This window comes from Mesorhizobium sp. P2_B5, from assembly GCF_056404775.1.
The window spans coordinates 90,148-110,071 of sequence record NZ_JBFUDJ010000014.1; the positions used below are offsets into that span (position 1 = coordinate 90,148).

17 protein-coding genes are annotated in these 19,924 nt (G+C 61.8%); 10 read left to right on the forward strand and 7 right to left on the reverse strand.

Annotation, left to right across the window (positions count from 1 at the left end; all coding sequences use genetic code 11):
- Positions 1-116: 116 nt before the first annotated feature.
- The 5 genes from AC1D1N_RS29280 to AC1D1N_RS29300 are packed head-to-tail and all read left to right on the forward strand — an operon-like array spanning position 117 to position 6,064.
- On the forward strand, positions 117-1,007 hold the full coding sequence (locus AC1D1N_RS29280) for a proline iminopeptidase-family hydrolase (protein ID WP_477352711.1): 891 nt from the start codon (positions 117-119) through the stop codon (positions 1,005-1,007).
- 51 nt (positions 1,008-1,058) lie between these two features.
- Positions 1,059-1,997: an ABC transporter permease gene (locus AC1D1N_RS29285; protein WP_436258426.1), complete on the forward strand. Its 939-nt coding sequence runs from the start codon at positions 1,059-1,061 to the stop codon at positions 1,995-1,997.
- A gap of 8 nt (positions 1,998-2,005) precedes the next feature.
- Complete coding sequence (locus AC1D1N_RS29290) at positions 2,006-2,842, forward strand: ABC transporter permease (RefSeq protein WP_040584294.1); 837 nt, start codon at positions 2,006-2,008, stop codon at positions 2,840-2,842.
- Positions 2,839-4,515 carry a dipeptide ABC transporter ATP-binding protein gene (locus AC1D1N_RS29295; RefSeq protein ID WP_477352714.1) on the forward strand — a complete coding sequence of 559 codons (1,677 nt, stop codon included), beginning with the start codon at positions 2,839-2,841 and terminating at the stop codon, positions 4,513-4,515. The genes AC1D1N_RS29290 and AC1D1N_RS29295 overlap by 4 nt, the downstream gene beginning before the upstream one ends.
- Before the next feature lie 49 nt (positions 4,516-4,564).
- Positions 4,565-6,064 (forward strand): ABC transporter substrate-binding protein, encoded by a 1,500-nt coding sequence (locus AC1D1N_RS29300; protein ID WP_436258424.1) that lies wholly within the window; start codon positions 4,565-4,567, stop codon positions 6,062-6,064.
- Positions 6,065-6,347: 283 nt separating this feature from the next.
- Here AC1D1N_RS29300 and AC1D1N_RS29305 read toward each other — a convergent pair whose 3' ends face one another.
- On the reverse strand, positions 6,348-7,871 hold the full coding sequence (locus tag AC1D1N_RS29305) for a winged helix-turn-helix domain-containing tetratricopeptide repeat protein (RefSeq protein WP_477352716.1): 1,524 nt from the start codon (positions 7,869-7,871) through the stop codon (positions 6,348-6,350).
- A gap of 332 nt (positions 7,872-8,203) precedes the next feature.
- Here AC1D1N_RS29305 and AC1D1N_RS29310 point away from each other — a divergent pair, with 332 nt between their 5' ends.
- Both AC1D1N_RS29310 and AC1D1N_RS29315 read left to right on the forward strand, forming a co-directional pair.
- Positions 8,204-8,806, forward strand: a complete 603-nt coding sequence (locus tag AC1D1N_RS29310; RefSeq protein WP_436258422.1) for a DUF924 family protein — start codon at positions 8,204-8,206, stop codon at positions 8,804-8,806.
- Between the two features lie 696 nt (positions 8,807-9,502).
- Positions 9,503-10,144, forward strand: a complete 642-nt coding sequence (locus AC1D1N_RS29315) for a peroxiredoxin-like family protein (RefSeq protein ID WP_477352743.1) — start codon at positions 9,503-9,505, stop codon at positions 10,142-10,144.
- Between the two features lie 190 nt (positions 10,145-10,334).
- Here the strand turns inward: AC1D1N_RS29315 and AC1D1N_RS29320 are convergent, their stop codons facing one another.
- The 3 genes from AC1D1N_RS29320 to AC1D1N_RS29330 form a co-directional block, all read right to left on the reverse strand.
- Complete coding sequence (locus AC1D1N_RS29320) at positions 10,335-10,949, reverse strand: acyl-homoserine-lactone synthase (RefSeq protein WP_477352718.1); 615 nt, start codon at positions 10,947-10,949, stop codon at positions 10,335-10,337.
- Positions 10,950-11,015: 66 nt separating this feature from the next.
- Positions 11,016-11,744 (reverse strand): LuxR family transcriptional regulator, encoded by a 729-nt coding sequence (locus tag AC1D1N_RS29325; protein WP_436258420.1) that lies wholly within the window; start codon positions 11,742-11,744, stop codon positions 11,016-11,018.
- A gap of 168 nt (positions 11,745-11,912) precedes the next feature.
- A complete protein-coding gene (locus AC1D1N_RS29330) occupies positions 11,913-12,179 on the reverse strand; it encodes a helix-turn-helix domain-containing protein (RefSeq protein WP_436258419.1) in 267 nt (88 codons plus the stop codon).
- A gap of 202 nt (positions 12,180-12,381) precedes the next feature.
- On the opposite strand from AC1D1N_RS29330, the gene AC1D1N_RS29335 reads away from it, so the two are divergent.
- Entirely contained in the window at positions 12,382-13,644 is a 1,263-nt protein-coding gene (locus AC1D1N_RS29335; RefSeq protein ID WP_436261907.1) for a threonine synthase, read from the forward strand.
- Here AC1D1N_RS29335 and AC1D1N_RS29340 read toward each other — a convergent pair.
- From AC1D1N_RS29340 to AC1D1N_RS29350, 3 genes are all read right to left on the reverse strand, one after another.
- The gene (locus tag AC1D1N_RS29340) at positions 13,639-14,712 is read right to left on the reverse strand and encodes a PLP-dependent cysteine synthase family protein (protein WP_436258418.1); all 1,074 of its coding nucleotides are present in this window, start codon (positions 14,710-14,712) and stop codon (positions 13,639-13,641) included. The two genes, AC1D1N_RS29335 and AC1D1N_RS29340, sit on opposite strands and share 6 nt — an antisense overlap.
- A complete protein-coding gene (locus AC1D1N_RS29345) occupies positions 14,706-15,650 on the reverse strand; it encodes a GHMP family kinase ATP-binding protein (protein ID WP_477352745.1) in 945 nt (314 codons plus the stop codon). The genes AC1D1N_RS29340 and AC1D1N_RS29345 overlap by 7 nt, the downstream gene beginning before the upstream one ends.
- 122 nt (positions 15,651-15,772) lie before the next feature.
- On the reverse strand, positions 15,773-18,154 hold the full coding sequence (locus tag AC1D1N_RS29350; RefSeq protein ID WP_477352722.1) for a transketolase: 2,382 nt from the start codon (positions 18,152-18,154) through the stop codon (positions 15,773-15,775).
- A 126-nt stretch (positions 18,155-18,280) separates the two neighbouring features.
- On the opposite strand from AC1D1N_RS29350, the gene AC1D1N_RS29355 reads away from it, so the two are divergent.
- Entirely contained in the window at positions 18,281-18,748 is a 468-nt protein-coding gene (locus tag AC1D1N_RS29355) for an Lrp/AsnC family transcriptional regulator (protein ID WP_023767048.1), read from the forward strand.
- A 250-nt stretch (positions 18,749-18,998) separates the two neighbouring features.
- Complete coding sequence (gene ehuB / locus AC1D1N_RS29360) at positions 18,999-19,868, forward strand: ectoine/hydroxyectoine ABC transporter substrate-binding protein EhuB (RefSeq protein ID WP_477352724.1); 870 nt, start codon at positions 18,999-19,001, stop codon at positions 19,866-19,868.
- Positions 19,869-19,924: the final 56 nt, after the last annotated feature.

Consider the following 19,924-nt stretch of genomic DNA (forward strand, 5'->3'; position numbering starts at 1 on the left):
GAGCTCTTCCGCCGACACCCTCCCGGACCCACCCTATCACTTCTTATAGCTGATGCACTCCCAACGTTTCGCTTAAAATATGAGCATGCCTAAAAGCTGTGCATTCGGAGCGTATCATGTGGCGTGAGATGGCGGCCGACGATCGCATCGAGGTAAACGTCGACGGCTTTAACGTCGTTGCCTACAGCTTTGGCTCCGGCAGCGAGACGGTGTTCTGCCTCAACGGCGGGCCTGGCCTGCCCTGCGACTACGTTCGCGAATCGCACTCCTGCCTAGTAGACCAGGGATACAGGGTCGTGGCGTTCGACCAGCTTGGCACCGGGGCCTCCGACCGGCCGACGGACACCTCGTTGTGGACCATCGCGCGCTACGTCGAGGAGACCGAGACGGTTCGCAAGACGCTGGGGCTCGGCAAGGTCCACATGCTGGGTCATTCCTGGGGGGGCTGGCTGGCGATCGACTATGCGCTTGCCTACCAGGAGAACCTGCAGACGTTGATCCTCCAGGATACCGTCGCCGACATGCCGCATCTTGTCCTGGAATTGGAACGCCTGCGCGCCTCGCTGGGACCCGAAACCGTATCGATGATGCAGAAGCACGAGGCGCAGGGAACCTACGATCATCCTGAATACATGGCGGCGGTGACGATCCTCAACTACCGCCATGTCTGCCGCCTGCTCGAATGGCCGGCACCGGTGCGCCGCTCGCTCGACGACTGGAACATGGGACCCTACGCGACCATCCAAGGTCCGAACGAGTTTCTCTACATCGGCAATCTCAAGGACTGGAACCGGGTGCCCGACCTGCCCAGGATCAAGGTGCCGGTGCTGATCACGCATGGCGAACACGACGAACTGACGCCAGCCTGTGGTCTGCGCATGAAACTTGGTCTGCCGCAGTCGGAGTTGCACATCATCCCAAATGCGAGTCACATGCCCTTCTACGAGAACCCGGCTGCATACTACCCGATCCTTTCGGGGTTCCTCTCGCGCAACAAGGCAGGCTGATGCAGGCGGAATGCAGGTGGAAGGGAGCGGGCGAGGACACCCCTCAGGGCCATGCACCGCTATAAGTTTGTTCTATACCGTCCGCTTCAGTTCCTGCCGGTGCTGTTCGGCATCAGCGTCATCACATTCATCCTTGTCCGGCTGATCCCCGGCGACCCCGCTCGCGTTCTGCTCGGCACCCGTGCCACCCCGGAAGCGATCGCCCGCATCCGCGCGCAGTACGGCCTCGATGAGCCCCTGCTCGCCCAGTATTTCTACTTCCTGCGCAACCTCGCGGACGGCGAGATGGGGCGCTCGATCCTCTACAAGATCGATGTGCTGAAGCTGATCGCCACGCGCTTCGAGCCTACTCTGATGCTGGTGCTTTGCTGCATGGTGCTGTCGGTATTGATCGCCGTGCCGGTGGCGGGGATCGCGGCGCGCAATCACGGCAGGCTGGCGGACCAGGTGATCCGCATCGTTTCCACTTTCGGCATCGGCTTCCCACCCTTCTGGCTCGGCCTGATGCTGATCATCCTATTCAGCGTCGAACTCGCCATCCTCCCGGTGTCCGGTTACGGCAATACGCTTTCTGAAAAGCTTGCGCATCTCGTGCTACCGAGCCTCACTGTGTCGCTGTCGCTGTCGACCGTTCTGGCGCGCAGTTTGCGTGCGGCGATGGTCGAAGGCTTGAGGTCCGACGTGGCGACTGCCGCGCGCGCGCGCGGCATGCCGGAGAGCATCGTGTTCTGGCGCCACGTGCTGCCAAATTCGCTGGTGCCGACCGTCAACCTTCTCGCCGTAAACATAGGTTGGCTGATAGGCGGCACTGTCGTGGTGGAGACCGTGTTTGCGCTGCCCGGCATGGGCCAGCTGCTGGTGCGCGCCATCTTCTCGCGCGACTACATGGTCGTGCAGGGCGTGGCGATGGTCTTCGCCTGCGCCACCGTGCTGATCAACTTCCTGGCCGACATCGTCACGGTGGCTCTCGATCCGAGGGTGAAGCTGTGAGCGAGCCCATGGCCGCCCCCGCGCTCGGCAGGAGCGGCCGCTTTCGCCGCCGCGGCACACTGGCGGCCGGCGTCTTTCTGCTTGGCGGGTTCGTCGTCCTGGCGCTCGGCGCGCCGCTGATCGCGCCCTACGATCCGATCGCACAGGACGCGACAGCACGGCTCCAGGGGCCGTCCTGGCTGCACTCCTTCGGGACCGACAATTTCGGCCGCGACATCCTCTCGCGCGTCATCTGGGGTGCGCGCATCGACCTGCAGATCGCCATCATCGGCGTCATCTTTCCCTTTCTCATCGGCACCACGCTGGGCACGGTAGCCGGCTTCTTCGGCGGGATAGTCGACGCCATCTTCATGCGGCTAGTCGACATCATCCTGGCCTTCCCGTTCCTGGTATTGATGCTGTCGATCATTGCGATCCTGGGGCCTGGCCTGGCCAGTTTCTACATCGCCATGGCCCTCGTCGGCTGGGTGTCCTACGCGCGGCTCGTCCGCGCCCAGATGCTCGTGCTCAAGAACCACGACTACGCGGTTGCCGCGGTCAGCCTCGGCTTCAGCCGCACGCGCATCATGTTCCGGCACCTCCTGCCCAATGCCGCTGCCGGCTCGGTCGTCTTCGCGATGTCCGACGCGGTCCTCGTCCTGCTGAATGGCGCGGCCATCAGCTATCTCGGGCTCGGCGTGCAGCCGCCAGTCGCGGAGTGGGGCGTGATGGTGGCGGAAGGCCAAGCCTTCGTCACCACCGCGTGGTGGATTACGCTGTTCCCGGGGCTTTCGATCGTGACGCTCGCCTTTGCCTTTAGCATGATCGGCGACGGGCTGGCCGATTTGTTCGGGGTCCACGAATGATAGCGGCGCTGCTTAAGATCACCGACCTGACGGTCGTCCATGACGATGACGGCGGGGAGCGTACCCTGCTTGATGCCGTGTCGCTCGACCTCGCCCCGGGAGAAGTGCTCGGGCTGGTCGGCGAGAGTGGGTCGGGCAAGAGCCTTCTCTGCCGCTCCCTCGTTAGGCTGCTGCCATCGAGCCGGCTCAGGATCAGCGGCGGCTCGATCACACTTTCCGGGCGTGAGCTGACGACTGCGCCGGAGGCCGAGATGCTCGCCGTGCGCGGCGGTGAAATCGGCATGATCTTCCAGAATCCGAGCAGTCATCTCGACCCGGTCATGAGGATCGGCGACCAGATCAGCGAGGGGATCCGCTTTCACCAGCGGCTGAACGCCAAGGCGGCGCGCGCCGCGGCCGTAGATATCCTCGCCCAGGTCGGGTTTCAGGATCCGGCTCGGTATTACGATAGCTATCCGCACGAATTCTCCGGCGGCATGCGCCAGCGCGCCATGATCGGCGCGGCACTATCGAGCAATCCCAGGATCCTGATCGCCGACGAGCCGACGACGGCACTCGACGTGACGATACAGGCGCAGATCCTGCGGCTTCTGATGGACATCCGCGCCAGGCGTGGGCTCTCGGTGATCCTGGTCACCCACGATCTCGGCATCGTCGCCCAAGTCTGCGACCGCATCGCGGTGATGAGGCAAGGTCGATTGGTGGAGGTTGGAGAGAAGCGCGGTCTGCTTGCGGCGCCGGCGCACGTCTACACCCGTTCGCTGATCGCCAGTCATCCCTCGCTGCCGGAGGAGCACATGCCGGCAAAGACTGAGAAGCGCCAGGCACCCGGAGCGGTGCCGCTGGTCGACATCGTGAAGCTGCATGTACGCTTCGCCACCGGCGGCCTGTTCCGGCGAGGCGCGGTTGATGCCGTCAAAGAGGTCACGCTCCGAGTCATGCCGGGCGAAACGGTTGGCATTGTCGGCGAATCCGGAAGCGGCAAGAGCACTCTGGCGCGCGCCGTCCTTGGCCTTACGCCGGTCTCGTCAGGCACGATACGTTTCGATGGTGCGGACATCGCCTCGGGTCGGGCAGTCCTCGCCACGCTGCGACGCCAAACCGCGATGGTTTTCCAAGACCCCTACAACGCCCTCAACCCACATCTTACCGTTGGCAAGATGCTCGCGGAGGTCCTGCGGGTACAGGGCAAGATCGAGACCGCGCAAATACCAGCACGCTGCGGCGAACTGCTCGACCTGGTCGGCCTGGGTCGCGCGTTCCTCGACCGCAAGCCGCGCTCGATGAGCGGCGGCCAATGCCAGCGCGCCGGCATAGCTCGCGCGCTTGCCGTCGACCCGAAACTGATCATTGCGGACGAGTGCGTGGCCGCCCTCGACGTCACCATCCAGGCGCAGATCGTGGAGCTGTTCCGCGAACTGGTGGAGCGTATGTCGCTCACTCTGATATTCATCGCCCACGATCTCGCCATCGTGCGTAATCTCTGCCAGCGTGTAGTGGTGATGCACCGCGGCGCGATTGTCGAGGAAGGTCGGTCGGAAGAGGTGTTCTCCCGACCGAAGCATGCCTACACCGCCGCGCTGATAGCCGCCATTCCGCATATCGATCCGGACAAGCCGCTGCTTGCTCCCTCGAAGATGGGGACCGCGCAGGCCGACGGGGTCGCAAACTGAAAACCAGAGGCAAACCAGAAGGGGAATACGGATGTTAAGAAGCAAATGGATGCGCATAGGCCTGGTCACCGTTATGACCAGCCTGTCACTGGGGGCGACGCTCGCAGAAGCCGCCGGCGTACTGACAATCGGTCGGCGCGAGGACTCGACCACCTTCGATCCGATCAAGACCGCCCAGAACATCGACCTGTGGGTGTTCGCCAACGTCTATGACGTGCTGATCCGTGTGGACAAGACCGGTACCAAACTGGAGCCCGGTCTCGCCAAGAGCTGGGAGGTCAGCCCGGACGGCCTCACCTATACGCTCAAGCTGCGCGACGCGAAGTTCTCGGACGGCTCCGACCTGACGGCCGACGACGTGGTGTTCAGCCTCACCCGCATCAGGGACGACAAAGGCTCGCTGTGGGCGGATCCCTTCAAGGTGATGGATACGGTCGAGGCAACCGATCCGAAGACCGTCACGATTAAACTCAAGCAGGCGACCGCGCCATTCCTGGCGACGCTGGCCTTCCCGATCGCCTCGGTTCTTTCCAAGAAGGGCTTCGAGACGCTCGGTCCGGAGAAATATGCCGAAACGCCCATCGGCTCCGGCGCCTTCACCATCACGGAATGGCGGCGCGGCGACCGAGTCATCCTGGCGAAAAACCCGCATTTCTGGGAGGCCGATCGTGTCAGTCTCGATGGCGTCGAGTGGATCTCCGTGCCGGACGACAACACCCGCATGCTGAACGTACAGGCCGGCCAGCTGGACACCGCGATCTTCGTGCCATTCTCGCGCGTCGCCGAACTGCAGAAGGATTCCAACCTCACCGTCCATCTAGACCCGTCGACCCGCGAGGATCACCTGCTGATTAACCATGAGCATGGCGCGCTGGCGAAGAAGGAGGTGCGGCAGGCCCTCGACATGGCCATCGACGAGCAGGCTGTGGTCGACACGGTAACGTTCGGCTACGGCGAGGTCGCAAACTCCTACGTCCCGAAGGGCGCGCTCTATTACTACGCCGACAATCTGAAGCGGCCCTACGATCCGGAAAAGGCCAAGCAGATGCTGGCCGACGCCGGAGCTTCGAACCTGACGCTCAACTACGTCGTGCGCGCCGGCGACGAGATCGTCGAGCAGACGGCCGTGCTGCTGCAGCAGCAACTCGCCAAAGCCGGCGTCACCGTCAACATACAGAAGGTCGACCCCAGCCAGGAATGGGACATGCTGGTGGCTGGCGACTATGACGTCGGCGTCAACTACTGGACCAACGACATCCTGGACCCCGACCAGAAGACCACCTTCGTGCTCGGTCACGACGCGAACATGAATTACATGACCCGCTATAACAACGAGAAGGTCAAGGACCTGGTCGCGGCGGCGCGCACCGAGATGGATCCGGCCAAGCGCGAGCAAATGTACACCGACCTGCAGAAGATGGCCAAAGAGGACGTCAACTGGATCGATCTGTACTACAGCCCGTTCATTAATGTCTCGCGTAAGAACATCGAGAACTTCTACCAGAATCCGCTGGGCCGGTTCTTCCTGGAGGACGTGGTCAAGCACTAGGCTTGTGAACGAAGCTATGGGACGCCGCTCGGCGGCGTTCCGCCCAACCCTGATGACACGCTTGGCGTCCCGCCCGACAGCTGCGCGTCGTTTGTTGGGGCGATCTGCTGCTGTCGTTACATCCGCTTTCTGATAGTTCCGCGCTGATTGCGGACGGTCCGCTGTCGGCCCAAAGGCTGCCCGTCTGAAAGGTGCCATAATCGGACATAGTATCGACGCGTATCCGCGGGCTCCTTCACAGCGACTAGGGGAATATCCGAGGATCCACTACCGGAATTGTGCGCTAGATCGGCAAACCTGCTTTGGCGGCACCTTCAACAATTCGCTCCGGATCGGACGGACTGGCGAACCAGAAGTTCGAAAGGCGCTCCCGAAGTGAATAGGCTGGGTTGATGGCAGTTAGATCGTTCCAGACTCGGCGGGCCTCCTCCACTTGACCCAAATGACCAAGCGCCGAGCACAAGTAGCCGCGCGACATATCGGTTTTTGGGACCAGCAGGATGCGCGCCCGGAGCAGCGATGCTGCCGTTTCGTAACGTGCTCCGAAGAGGTATGCCGTTGCAAGGTGGTGCAGGTTCTGGTGAGTCAGCGCCGGGTCGAGCCGGATGGCCTCCTCAAAGTAGGGGATAGCTTCCAGTGGCCGGCCGCCATGCGTGAACGCATTGCCGCGTCCCACTTGAACGAGGGTATGGTTAGGGTTGATTTCGAAGGCCTTGAGGGAGTCGGTCTCGACGCGGGCGCCGTCCTTTTCCATCAAGGCCACAATCGACGAGATGCCGTAGCCCAGTGCAAAGTCCGGATCGATTTCGACGGCGGCATCGGCGCATCGGCGTGCTTCAGCGACCCCGGCGGTGACGTCCGGTAGCCAACGGTTCACGGCCATGGGCAAGAACGCTATTGAAAGGGCGACGTAAGGCCCGGGCAGGGTGGGATCGACGGCAAGCGCACGTCGCATGAGTTCGATGCCGGCGCGCGCCCGGTCCGGAGATGGACTCTCTGCAAACAGTATCGCTCTGCCTCTAAGGGATAGGTCCAACGCTTCGAGGTTCGCCGACTTCCCTTCGAGCTCGACTAGAGTGGTGCGCGGAGATATCGAAAGGCGAAGCGCGTCCGCGACCTCGCGAGCAACCTGATCCTGGATCGCGAAAATGTCGGTAAGATCGCGATCGAACCGCGTCGACCAGACCTGCGAGCCATTTGCGGCGTCGGCCAGCTCTACATACATGCGCAGCCTCTGGCCGGAACGCTGCACGCTTCCGGTCAGCACGAACCGGACCTCGAGATCGGCGCCGACTTTTCTCACGTCAATGTTCCGGTCGCGATAAGCAAAGCTCGAGTTGCGAGCGATGACCGACAGTCCCGGGACCTTGCCCAAGACACCGATGATTTCTTCCGCCAGGCCGTCGGCGAAGTAGGCTTGCTCCTGGTCTTCGCTCAGATTGAAGAAGGGAAGAACCGCCACCGACGGCCTCTCGCTGAGCGGCGAGGCAGGACGGCCAGAGACGTCGGGCGATGCAAGGCGATATCCGATGCGGGGCACCGTTACGATGACGTCGCCGTGAGAGCCCTTGCCGAGAATCTTCCTTAGCGAGGCAACCTGTACCGAAAGGTTGCTCTCCTCTACGGCTCGCCCTTCCCATGCAGCATCCATCAGCTCCGATTTGGTGAGAATGTCGCCGCGGCGGCTCAGCAGGGCTGCAAGGAGACGGGAGCCTCGAGAACCGAGCGACCATGTTTCGCCGTTGCGGCGGACCGATTCCGTCGCCGGATCAAATTCCAGATCGCCAATATTCAAGCGCGGGTGCATGTCGCCGGTCGACCTTGCTGGCTCACTTTTCGGAAGTATTTCGGATCCTCTTCGATACTCGATCCACGCCCTCAGGCCAATCTCCCATGATCATCGATAAATAAAGGAGGAGGCCCCGATGTTTCCCTACGTTTGGCATGACCCCTTCGCCGAACTTGCACTGCTCCGTGACCAGAGTGCGCTGCAAAAAAGGACAATAGAAGCCCAGCACGGGGCAGCCAGGGCCCCATCGTCATGCTTGCTGCTGGCGATCCTCTTCAACTTGGCAACGGGCGCGCTGGTGGTGACGCACTGGATCTTCCAACCCGCATCAATCGAGAGGAGTTCATCGGATGGACAAAGCGGATCTCAGCCACATCTACCAGTTCTGGTTCGGAGGACAGCCCTGCACTGAGGCCACGGCAGGCGAGCGCGTCAGGTTCTGGATGGAACAATCCGACGAGACCGACAAAGTCATACGTCGAAGGTTCGGTCACTTGATCGCTGCAGCCGCTGGACAAACGTGGGACCCGGAGCAACTGAGCCGTCAGGAAGCGATAGCGCTGGTCGTTCTTTTCGACCAGTTTCCACGCAATATCCACCGCGCCAGTGCCGAGGCATATGCCTACGATCCGCTCGCTCGAGATCTCGCGAGGACAAAAGTTGCGGATGGATGGGAGACTTATACGACTCTCGAGCAATTCACACTGGGCCTTCCTTTCGTGCACCACGAGGACCTAAACGACCAGAACTACATCCTGGGCCTAGCCGAAGGCAGGCTGGTGGCGGCGTCCGTCGAATCTCGGCTCCTCTGGCAGCCGACTGTCGACCAAATCCGGAAGCATCGCGATATTATTGCGCGCTTCGGTCGCTTTCCACATCGGAACGATGTCCTCGGGCGCCAGTCCACGGTCGAGGAAAGGGCGTTCTTGTCGAGGTGCGGGAGAGGCTTCTGACCAATCCGCTGTCGCCGAGCCAGGTTAGCTTCCCTAGCCACTCGGGCTGCATTGGGACCCGGGCATTTGATTAGCCGGCACGCGACAGCGGCACGGCAGCGTCGACGAGGCGACAGGTTCAAGGAGAGCAAGCAGCAGCATCGAGAAGAAAAATCGGCAGCTTGCCATCCTCGAAGTCAGGACGGATCTCGACTCTCAGGGAAGAATCTCCGTAACCAGGCATAGCCGACGCGCTCCTGATCTTGAACGGCAGCTTCGCGCCGCATGTCGGCTGAGGTGATCTTCGCTTGCCCGATAGCGGACGTTGCCGGCGACCACCTTGGACATCTTATTGCGCCATTTCCAGACATTTCCGACGCTTTTCAGGAGCGGACCTTCGCTTATCGTCCGGAACCGACCCGTTGACGACCTTGGGCATTGCAGACTTGCACCTCCAAATCGAGGTCGGGAACCTGACCTTCAGCGCAAGAGCATTCGGGAGTGCGCTCGCGTGAGGTCATTCACCACATTTGGCGGCCCCCGCAGATGCTTTTTCGTGTTATGATGGGCTTGCAACGCGTAATCTCGACCTCGGCAATATGGCAGAGGTCGAACGCTATTGCCTTGGCACAGGAAGCTTTCGTCCCAGCACGTGATTGCCTCCGAAACGCTGGGTGTGCAGCTTTGCCTGACTGACCCGAGGCGAGGAGGTTGTCCATGTCCACGAATAGTGTTGACCGCCCGCTGCAGCCGGGCGACCGGGCACCGAATGTTGTGCTCAATGCGATCTCATGCGAAGGCAAGATCGCGCTCGATGATTTTCAGGGCCGTAGCCCGTTGTTGATCGGCTTGTTCCGAGGCCTGCACTGTCCGTTCTGCCGGCGCCATGTCGCGGCGATGGCGCAACTCAAGCCGGCCCTGCGTGAGAAAGGCGTCGAATGCCTGGCGGTGGTCAATACGCCGGTCGAGCGGGCGCGGCTCTATTTCCGTTACCACCCGGCACCCGATCTTCTCGCCGCATCCGACCCGGAGCGGGCCTCGCACCGTGCTTTCGGCTTGCGCGAGGTGGGGATGGACACGGTCATGGCGATACGGATCCATCTCCCGGGCGAGTTGCCCAAGCCTATGGACGTCATGGCAATGGACGAGTTTCTTAACAAGAAGGAAGGATATGAGATGACGGAAGCCGATCAGCAGGCGATGGCTTCCGGCTCGGGGCAGCTTGTCGGTCAGTTCCTAATCGACCGGGCGGGCATCATACGCTGGAACTTCACTGAAGTTCTGGAGGATGGCATCAACACCTTCAGAGCGCCGAATCCCGAGGAATTGATGTCGGCAGCTTCCCAAGTTGCACATTAATAGGCTGCGGAAATGGGCTGCTGAAAACGCGCTCGACGGCCGACGATGCCCGCGCGACCTGAATGTCCGCTCTTGAACATATGCAGCCCTCAGCTGCCGTTCCGCTCTCGGCCCAAAATGGTCGCCGAATAGTTCTACAATTCGCGATCGATTGGCGGTCTCCGGCTGGCGAACTTCAGCTGGCGATGGGCTAGATCTTGTCGGCAAGTAGGACGCCGCTGATGCCGTAGGCGCGGCGCGTCTGTTCAACAGCCTCTGGCGTGACATCGATCAGCAGGGCGATGATGTCGCCGTCGGGATGTTCAAGAACTTCGCCGAGCTCGATCAGCGTCCAGCCAAGCGCGCGCAGCCGTTTTGGCCAGAATGTCTCGCACACCACGCTGATCTGTCGAATCCCCAGGCTTTGCGCAGTCTCGAGCAGACCGCAAAGAACCAAGCCAGCGATCGGCGACGGGGCGCCTTGCGTGCGAAGCGATGGAACGACGAAGAAACGCGTCCATTCGAAGATTTCAGCTGCTCTGGGAGGCCTGCCGCCGGCAAGACCCGGGAACACTTCGCTCATGAGATGCGGCTCCAGCGTCGGCACGAGGCGGGAGCCGCCTACGATCCTGCCATTGGTATCAAGCGCCAGAACATAAAGCGTACGCTCGTTGTCAAAGGCATCGATCTCGATGTTGATCGGCCGTGCGACGTCGCGCCAACGCCTGTGCTTGACGTAAATCTCGTACCGTATCCGAAAGTAGCGCTCCAGAACTTTCCTGTAGTGCTTCCTGTTATCCCAAGTGACCAGATGTATACGAACCATGACGCCTCCAGGCGGAGGGTCGTAGGAAAACGGACTTGCCGTACGTATGACGGTATTCAGGTATTGCTAAATCTGGATTTCCTGCCGTCGCAGCGCCTTGACGATGGCGTGCGCGACATTGATCGCGTCGAGCTTTGCTCGAATGTTGCGCTGATGGCTTTCAACCGTGTTCCTGGTAACACCGAGGATACAAGCGATATCATCGGTGGATTTGCCTTGCGCGCTCCACTCCAGGAGTTCGCGTTCACGCGCCGTCAAGGGCGTGGGCTCATCGCCATCGCCGGGTGTTGCCAGCCCTGAGAGGCTTCGAAAGGTATGCGCGCAAAGCGTCTCGATAAGGGGCATGGCGCTTGCCGGAACTTCGATCCGGTCACTCGCCATCGTGACGACGCCTGGCCCGGCCAATGGAAGATGAATTGGGACGCAGATGCCTTCTTTCATCCCGAACTCGGCCGCCTCGTCCATGACGAGCTTCGCGCGTGGACCCAGCCTTGCGGCCGGCAGCTCGCCCCATCGGAAAGGGTCTGGCGAGTGCCGACACTGGGCGACACAAGGATCGTGCAAAAAATATTCCTCGGTGACGTAGCGACGATGCCATTCAGGAGACCAGCCATCGGCAAGAATTTCACGCTGCCAGTCCGTGCCGTGTGGCACAGGCAGTCCGGTGATCAGAAAATTGCGCAATCCGTAGCGCTCCATGGCTAAGCGGAACTCCTGAAGGATTGCATCGGCCGACCGCGCAGCATCGATCCTCGTGATCGCCGCAAAAAGGTCGACAACAGGTTCGTTCTCCATTGGAAGACCTCAACCACAGTCAGGCCCTACCCCGCAGAACAACCTATGGCTGTCTAGACGCCATCTTCAATGGGACATGCATCGAATGTACACTAAAGGAGTCAATCACGTATCACAAAGACGAGATAAGTGAAAATCAGGTCAGCACTGCATTGTGGAAGTCTGGCTTCAATCGCTCGACTTTGAAGCGGCCGGTTTCGTCACCCGAATAGCTCGCTTATTTGCCGGGCTTGCCGAAACCAACTCTTGTGGCTCGACATTCAACGCCTTGGCTAAAATTTCGACTGTATCCAGCGTGGCGTTGCGCCGCCCGGCCTCGACGCTGCTGATATAGGCGCGCGTGCGGCCCGAAACGAAAGACAACTGCTCCTGCGAGAGTTTTCTTTCTCTGCGAAGCCGCTGCACGTTCAGGCCAAAAACGCCGCGAAGTTTCATCAAACAACGGATGCTACGGCGCGCACTATGGTGCGACACACTATAGTGCACATTCCGCATTGACAGCCGTGCTGTTGGCTGTTTGAACCAACAAGCGAATTCATCGTTTCCCGGACAAGGAATAGCCATGACGAGCCGGCCGTTTCGCGACCTCGCGCACGACATGTCGGCGCATTCCTCAGGCGAGATTAGCCGTCCCGAGATGGACACAAGCCGGGTCCTGGAACTCGTCTGCATCCGATGCGGCGCTTCCTACCCCGCCGATGTCACAATCGACTCCAAAGGATGCGCGCGGTGCCAAGACACCGCGCCGGCAAATCTTCGCCCGGTCTATGCGGCCCCGCGGTCTCCCCTCTTGGCCGGCGCCACCAGCTCGCGCTCGCTGTGGCGTTTTGCGCATATGCTGCCTTGCACAGAAGCGGAAGCGGTGAGCCTCGGCGAGGGGCTGACACCTTTGCTTGCCGCGCCGCGCATCGGTGCGTTTCTCGGCGTGCCGGATCTTGCAATCAAGGACGAAGGCCGAAACCCGACCTGGTCGCACAAGGACCGCTTCTCGACCATCGCGATCAGCGTGGCGCGCGCGCGTGGCGCGAGAATCGTCGCTACCGCCTCATCGGGAAACGCCGGCGCTTCGCTGGCGGCCTACGCTGCCCGCGCGGGGTTGAAATGCATCGTCACCACTTTTGCGGGATCGGCCGGCGCGATGCTGGCCCAGATCCGCAAATATGGCGCGACGGTCCTGCCCTTGGTCAGCAAAATGGACCGATGGTCGCTGCTTGAACAGGCAGCGGCCCGTTACGACTGGTTCATCGCGTCGCCCTATCACGGTCCGGTCGTCGGCAGCCATCCACTCGGCATCGAAGGCTACAAGACGATCGCCTATGAGATCGTCGAGCAATCAGATGGCGCGGCGCCAGACTGGTGCGTCCTGCCGGTCTGCTATGGAGATGCGCTGTCCGGCGTGTGGGCCGGCTTTTGCGAGCTGTTCGCGCAAGGGTCGATCACGCGCCTGCCTCGTCTCGTCGCAGCGGAGGTGCATGGGTCGCTGGCGGACGCCCTGGCCAGCGGCTCCGATGCGTTGAGTGAACGCAAAATGCTTTTCGACAGCTTAGCCGTATCGATCGGAACGCCGCGCAGCACCTTTCAGGCGCTGAAGGCGCTGCGCGAATCCGGCGGGCACGCCGTCCCTGTCAGCAATCACGGCCTGATCGCCATGCAGGAGCGCCTTGCGCGGGACGAAGGGATATTTGCCGAACTGGCGGCGGTCACGCCGCTGATGGCGATATCCACATTGAAGGACCAAGGTGTCATCGCAGCCACAGACCGTGTGGTGGCCGTCGTGACAGCCAGCGGTCTCAAGGACCTCGATCGGTCCGCGGGATCGAACGAACACGATCAGGTCTTCCAGACGACGGACGATGCCTGGCGCTGGCTCGACAAAAACGGGCTGGATCTCGTTTCATAGATTTTCCGCCGCACCGGCAACCGGTGGCACTTCGCTTGCTTCGCACGTGTTCAGCACATCGTCGAGACTGCGACGCAGCCAAAGAAAGCGCGTCCATTGCGTTTCTGCGGCCGGTGCGATGGTGGTCAGCGTCCTTGGCTCAGACAGTTCCTTGCAGGGCCAGCCAGGCAGCGCGCTGAGCCATTCGTCATTGTAGACAGTCTCGGCATGGCGATGGCCTTCGTCAGGCATGATGACCGTCACTTGCGCATCCGGAAGGGTCGTTGCAACCCATTGCGCCACCAACGCGGCGGCGCCGCTGGTCGGCCCCATGAAGAGGCCGTGCTCGCGCAGCAAACGATGCGCGGTCATGTAAGCCGGATAGGCGCCAACCCAATGGATCTCGTCGACAAGCTCATGCCTGACATTTTTAGGAAGCACGCTGTTGCCCAGGCCCCGCAGCATGCGTTTGCCGACGGGCTGTCCGAACAGGATGCTGCAATGGGTATCGACGGCAAACACCGTCAGATGCGGAAAGACCGTTCGCAAAAAGGACGCGGTGCCGCATAGCGAGCCGCCCGTACCGACGCAGCCGACGAGGCAGTCAACCTTGCCCATTGCCCGGATGAAAAGTTCGGCCAGCCGCGCATAGGCAAGCCAGTTGCCCGGACTGTCGTATTGGCGGGTCCAGAAGCCGTCCGGCTCGTTGGCCAGGATTTCCTGGAGGCGCTCCAGCCGGCCAGGCTGATTGCCGTCGCCGCGCGGATCGTCAAGGGCGATGACCGTGGCGCCGATGCGCTCCAGGCGGGCTTTGTATTTGGCATCGATCAGCGTTGAAGCGGTGACGAGCGTAAGGCGATAGTCACGCGCCGCCGCCAGCAGCGCGACCGCCATGCCGAACGTGCCCGACGTCGTCTCGACAATGTGGGAGCCTGCCTTCAGTTCGCCATCCGACGCTGCTCGATCCAGAATGTAGCGAGCCGGCATCAGCTTCATCAGCGGAAACGCCGCGGCCACGAGATTTGGCGCCAGGCGCGCAAGGCGCGGGGTCTCAAGGTCCCTGAAATAGTCCACGTCGATGGTCACCATGTCCAGCCCTCCGCATTGACCAGATGGACCTCGACATCCTTGAAGCCGGCACGTCTTATCTGCTGCGCGACCAGGGCCGCGCGTCGCTTCAGATTCGATGCGAAAAGATCGAAAATCAGGCCGAACAACGAACCGCTATGGGCGACTTGCACCCCGCACGCTCCGGCTCGCCGGGCGATTTCGGCGATCTCGCCGAAGCCCTGTTTCGGCAAGTGCCGTTGACTGATCAGCGCACTGGCCGAGGCGGCGCGTCCAAGAAGATAGGGATCCTGGAGGCGAACCGCCCGCGCCACCAGCGCCCTAAGCACGCCGAATTCCTGGATTTCGGCACTATCGTAGCGTGCGGGCGTCAGCTGCAATGTGTCGACCGGGACCCCGCCATTTGCCTTGAAGCCGACGAGCAGCAGGGGCGGCAGGGAGCCTGCGAAATTCTCGATAACCGTGCCTTCTCGTTGCGCGAAAAGCACTGCGTGATCGTCGAACGCGATCGCGTCGCTGGCGCGCTCGGCAGCCACCGCCAGACGCCCGATGCTTGACGGTCGCAGTTGGACGCCAACGGCTGCGGCGACAGCACGAATGGAAGCGACAACGTCAGCCGTCGATGAGCCGTAGCCGTGCCCCACCGGAATTGCGCTTTGAAGTGTCAGCTCGCCGCCGCCGGTGACGGTCAAGAAATCGAGCGTGAGCCGCGCGGCTGCCGACGCCTTGACCTTATGACCGGGGTGGACAACGACCGCCTCTGCGTCGCTCCTGGCAAAGCGCGCCTCCGACCTCAAGCCGGCAATTGGCAGCGTCACGAGCCCGCGATGAAGGCGCCCGTCATTATCCTTGAAGACGCCCTGGATGAGTTCGCCGTGATGCGCAATCGCCACCGCCGTCCCAACCGGCGACCGCAGCGCTTCACTGCCCATGAGATCGCCGGCCTCGGCCATTTTCATCTCCCCCGTGCTTTTTAGCCACGCGGGAAGATGGCGCCGACCATTGGCAGCCGCCCTCAAGGAATTCCGGTATTGACGGCCCCTGTCGAGCGAGCCGGCCGCGAGGCGATGCTGGCGGATCGTCAGGCGGCGGAGCCAAGGTGCCTCAGCGGCCGGCCGGCCGACACCGATTGCACCGCGGCCATGATACCTTGCGCATCGATCCCGTAATGCCGATAGAGATCCGCGATCGTACCGGTCTGGCCGAAATGCTCGACGCCGAGCGCACGCGTGCGGTGGCCATGGACCGACCCCAGCCAGGCGAGCGTTGCGGGATGCCCGTCCAGCACCGTCACGATGGCGCATGAGGCCGGGAGACCGGCCAACAGGCGCTCGACATGACTGGTGGCGTGCGGATGGCCATACTGGCGCGCGCGCGCCGCGGCCGACCAGCCGGCGTTCAGCCGATCGGCCGAGGTCACCGCAAGAAGCCCTACGTCGCGCCGGTCACCGGCCACCAGCCCCAATGCCTGGACCGCCTCCGGCGCGACAGCTCCCGAATAGGCGATCACCACAGCGGCATTCGGCCCGGGTTTGCGCAACCAGTAGGCGCCATCGACGATGTCGCGCGCCAGCGGATCCCCGGTCTGGCGTGTCGGCTGCTCGATCAACCGCGTCGAGAGCCTGAGGTAGACCGAACCTCCAGTCTGATCCCGCAGCCAGCTATGGTCATCGGGCTCGGCCTCGCCGGAGCGCTGCATGTAGTCGAATGCCCAACGCAGGATGACTGCCAGCTCGTCGACATAGGCCGGCTCGAATGTTGCCAGGCCGTCCTGCGCCATGCCAATCAGCGGCGTGGCGATCGACTGATGCGCTCCGCCCTCGGGCGCCAGCGTCACGCCGGAGGGTGTCGCCGCCAGGATAAAGCGAGCGTCCTGATAGCAAGCATAGTTGAGCGCATCGAGGCCACGCTCGATAAACGGGTCGTAGAGCGTTCCGACCGGAAGCAGGCGCTCGCCGTGAAGCGAGTGCGACAAGCCCAGCGCCGACAGCATCGTGAAGAGGTTCATCTCCGAGATGCCCAGTTCGAAATGCTGTCCCGATGGCGAAAACGTCCAGTTGAAGGTAGAGGGAATGCGCTCTTCACGAAAAATGTCCGCCTGGTCGCCGCGCGCGAACAGACCCCGCCTGTTTACCCAGGCGCCAAGATTCGTCGAGACAGTAACGTCCGGAGACGTGGTGACGACACGCTTTGCGAAATCGCTGTCCGACTTGGCGATCTCGTGCATCAGAAGGCCGAAACCCTGCTGTGTCGACATGGAGGCCTGTGCGCCCCAGGTGATCTGTGCCGGCACGGGTACGGCCGGGGCTTTGTGGCGACGGGTAGCTGGCTGCGCGAAAGGCGACGACGCCAGATAGGACCGGATCGCGGCCTCATCATATGCAAGGCCCTCGAACATCTCCCATTCACGCCCCTCGCGGACACCCATGCCTTGCCGCAGCGCGTCGACTTGCGCCGGTGTCATCAATCCGGCGTGATTGTCTTTGTGGCCGGCGAGCGGCAGGCCGAAGCCCTTGATCGTATAGGCGATGAAGCAGGTCGGACGATCATGCCCGCGCGCTTCCTCGAAGGCATCGATGATGCTCGCCAGATCATGGCCGCCGAGATTTGCCATCAAGGCGGCAAGGTCTTCGTCGCTGCGCTTCTCGATCAGGCGGGTGACCGGCCCCTGGTCACCGAGGTCGTCCAGAAGTCTCCGGCGCCATGCAGCGCCGCCCTGGAAGGTCAGCGCGGAATAGAGCTGATTGGGGCATGAATCGATCCAGGACCGCAGCTTTTCGCCGCCCTCTTCCTCGAAGGCCGCCTGTTGCAATGTCCCATGTTTCAGGATCACCACATCCCAGCCGAAGTTGCGAAAGATGGACTCGAAGCGCTGCCACAGGCCCTCGCGCACCACCGCATCAAGGCTCTGCCTGTTGTAGTCGACGACCCACCAGGTGTTGCGCAGGCCGTGCTTCCAGCCTTCGAGAAGAGCCTCGAAGATATTGCCTTCATCCATTTCAGCGTCGCCGAGAAGGGCGATCATCCGGCCTTCCGGCTGGTCCGCATTCCAGCCTTTTGCCCTGACATAATCCTGGACCAGGGAGGAGAACAGGGTCTGCGCCACGCCCAGTCCGACCGACCCGGTCGAGAAATCGACGTCGTCGATATCCTTGGTTCGTGACGGGTAGGACTGCGTGCCGCGATAGCCGCGAAAATTCTGCAGCTGCTCGAGCGTCTGCCTGCCGAACAGATACTGGATGGCATGGAAAACGGGGCTCGCATGCGGCTTGACGGCAACGCGGTCTTCGGGCCTCAGGATCTGGAAATAGAGTGCCGTCATCAAGGTCGAGGCGGACGCCGACGACGCCTGATGGCCGCCGACCTTGAGGCCGTCCTGTGACCCGCGAACATGATTGGCATGATGGATCATCCAGACAGCCAGCCACAGAACCTTGCGTTCAAGCTCGGAAAGGATCGTCATCGTCGGCTCCCGTGAAATCGCGGCTCAACGATAGCGTCCAAGGTCTCTCAAAAGTGGCTATTCTTACGCAAGCATATCAATGATATTGGCTGATCCAGCCAATAATGACGCCAAGACGAGGGAAACGTGCCAAATCCGACGCTCGATGCAATCGACCTGAAAATCATCGCCGCGCTGCAGAAGAACGCAAAGGCGACGACGAACGACCTCGCTGAAGCCGTCGGTCTTTCGCCATCGCCATGCGCCCGGCGCGTAAGGCTCCTGGAGAGCGCCGGCGTCATCAAAGGCTACACCGTGGTCCTCGACCAGAAGAAGCTCGGCTTGCCGATCAGCGCTTTCGCGTCGATCAAGCTTGAACGGCAACGCGAGGATGATCTCGACCGCTTCTCGCAAGCCGTGCTGCGCTGGCCGGAGGTGGTCGACTGCTATCTGATGACGGGCCAGCGGGATTACCTGATGCGCATCGTGGTGCGCGACCTTGAGGCTTATGAGCGGTTCATCAAGGACAAGCTGACACGGCTGGACAACATCGCCTCGATCGAAAGCAGCTTCGCGCTTGGCCAGGTCAAGCGCTCGGAAGTCTTGCCCGTCTAGGCGACCGGTTGTTCGGCATCGGTTCAAGCGTCAGTGGCGGAAGCGAGGTTGGGGGGACCGTGTCACCCGATTGCAATCACGTAGGGCATGTATCTCCTCGAAGGGCAGGCTTGATCCACTCACCACTTCATCCGCAATATTTCGTCTATATTTTGTATATATACATTGACGAAGCACCGCATCCAACCGTAGCGTTGAGCGGCTGAGGCGGGACGCCTTCGCGCAACTCAAACTCATGGGAGGACCCCCGATGAAATTTCGAGCCCGATCGGCTGCGATTGGCCTGGCCTGCATCTATGCCGTGCTTGTTGGATCTGTGCTGCCGGCAACGGCAGAGACCACGAAAGAACGCGTCTTGAAGGAAGGGCGCATCGTCATAGGCATCCACAACCGCTCGCCATGGGGCTACAAGAAGGAGGGAACCGGCGAACTGCTCGGCTGGCATCCGGATCTTCTCAGGGCTGCCTTTGCCGATCTCGGCGTCAAGCAGGTCGACTTCGAGGTCACCGAGTTCGGCGCCTTGATCCCTGGCCTGATGGCCGGCCGTTTCGATGCCGTTGCATCCGGCCTGTCGATAACGCCGGAGCGATGTCAGCAAGTCGCCTTCGGCGGTCCCGACCTGAGGTCCGACGACGCGGCGGTCGTGCTCGCCGGCAACCCCAAGGCGATCCATAGCTATGCGGATCTTGCCAAGAAATCCAACGCGATCATGGGCGGCGGCCGCGGCAGCAATGTCATCAAGAACGCCATCAACGAGGGCGTGCCGGAAGACCGCATCCTGCAGTTCCCCGACATCGAGACCAACATCGCGGCACTGCGCGCCGGCCGCATCGACGCGGCTCTGTTCTCTTCCCCGACGGTGATCGGGTTGCTGGCCGGCAACAGGAGCCCCGATCTGGAGCGCGCCAGCCCGTTTACGACGGACGAGAAGTCGATCAGCTACATCGCGATCGCGTTCAGGAAGGACGATGGCGATCTGCGCGATCTCTACAATCAGGGTCTGGCGAAGGTCATGTCGAATGGCACGATCGCCACTATCATGGCGAAGTACGGATTTGGCCCGACGGAGAACGTGCCGCCAGGATTGACGACGTCGCAGTTGTGCGGAGCCGCCAACTGAACGCCATCAGCAACAGAACCCAGCTGGCATCAACAGCGCGGGCGGCGCCGCGCTAG

Excerpts from the sequence above, each read along its gene's own strand:
- AC1D1N_RS29290 (WP_040584294.1), top strand. The coding sequence starts at position 2,006 with ATGGCCGCCCCCGCGCTCGGCAGGAGCGGCCGCTTTCGCCGCCGCGGC.
- AC1D1N_RS29350 (WP_477352722.1), bottom strand. The coding sequence starts at position 18,154 with ATGACGATCCTTTCCGAGCTTGAACGCAAGGTTCTGTGGCTGGCTGTC.
- AC1D1N_RS29340 (WP_436258418.1), bottom strand. The coding sequence starts at position 14,712 with ATGGTGACCATCGACGTGGACTATTTCAGGGACCTTGAGACCCCGCGC.
- AC1D1N_RS29335 (WP_436261907.1), top strand. The coding sequence starts at position 12,382 with ATGGACACAAGCCGGGTCCTGGAACTCGTCTGCATCCGATGCGGCGCT.
- AC1D1N_RS29280 (WP_477352711.1), top strand. The coding sequence starts at position 117 with ATGTGGCGTGAGATGGCGGCCGACGATCGCATCGAGGTAAACGTCGAC.
- ehuB (WP_477352724.1), top strand. The coding sequence starts at position 18,999 with ATGAAATTTCGAGCCCGATCGGCTGCGATTGGCCTGGCCTGCATCTAT.
- AC1D1N_RS29300 (WP_436258424.1), top strand. The coding sequence starts at position 4,565 with ATGCGCATAGGCCTGGTCACCGTTATGACCAGCCTGTCACTGGGGGCG.
- AC1D1N_RS29285 (WP_436258426.1), top strand. The coding sequence starts at position 1,059 with ATGCACCGCTATAAGTTTGTTCTATACCGTCCGCTTCAGTTCCTGCCG.
- AC1D1N_RS29330 (WP_436258419.1), bottom strand. The coding sequence starts at position 12,179 with ATGAAACTTCGCGGCGTTTTTGGCCTGAACGTGCAGCGGCTTCGCAGA.
- AC1D1N_RS29315 (WP_477352743.1), top strand. The coding sequence starts at position 9,503 with ATGTCCACGAATAGTGTTGACCGCCCGCTGCAGCCGGGCGACCGGGCA.
- AC1D1N_RS29310 (WP_436258422.1), top strand. The coding sequence starts at position 8,204 with ATGGACAAAGCGGATCTCAGCCACATCTACCAGTTCTGGTTCGGAGGA.
- AC1D1N_RS29305 (WP_477352716.1), bottom strand. The coding sequence starts at position 7,871 with ATGCACCCGCGCTTGAATATTGGCGATCTGGAATTTGATCCGGCGACG.
- AC1D1N_RS29345 (WP_477352745.1), bottom strand. The coding sequence starts at position 15,650 with ATGAAAATGGCCGAGGCCGGCGATCTCATGGGCAGTGAAGCGCTGCGG.
- AC1D1N_RS29320 (WP_477352718.1), bottom strand. The coding sequence starts at position 10,949 with ATGGTTCGTATACATCTGGTCACTTGGGATAACAGGAAGCACTACAGG.
- AC1D1N_RS29325 (WP_436258420.1), bottom strand. The coding sequence starts at position 11,744 with ATGGAGAACGAACCTGTTGTCGACCTTTTTGCGGCGATCACGAGGATC.
- AC1D1N_RS29295 (WP_477352714.1), top strand. The coding sequence starts at position 2,839 with ATGATAGCGGCGCTGCTTAAGATCACCGACCTGACGGTCGTCCATGAC.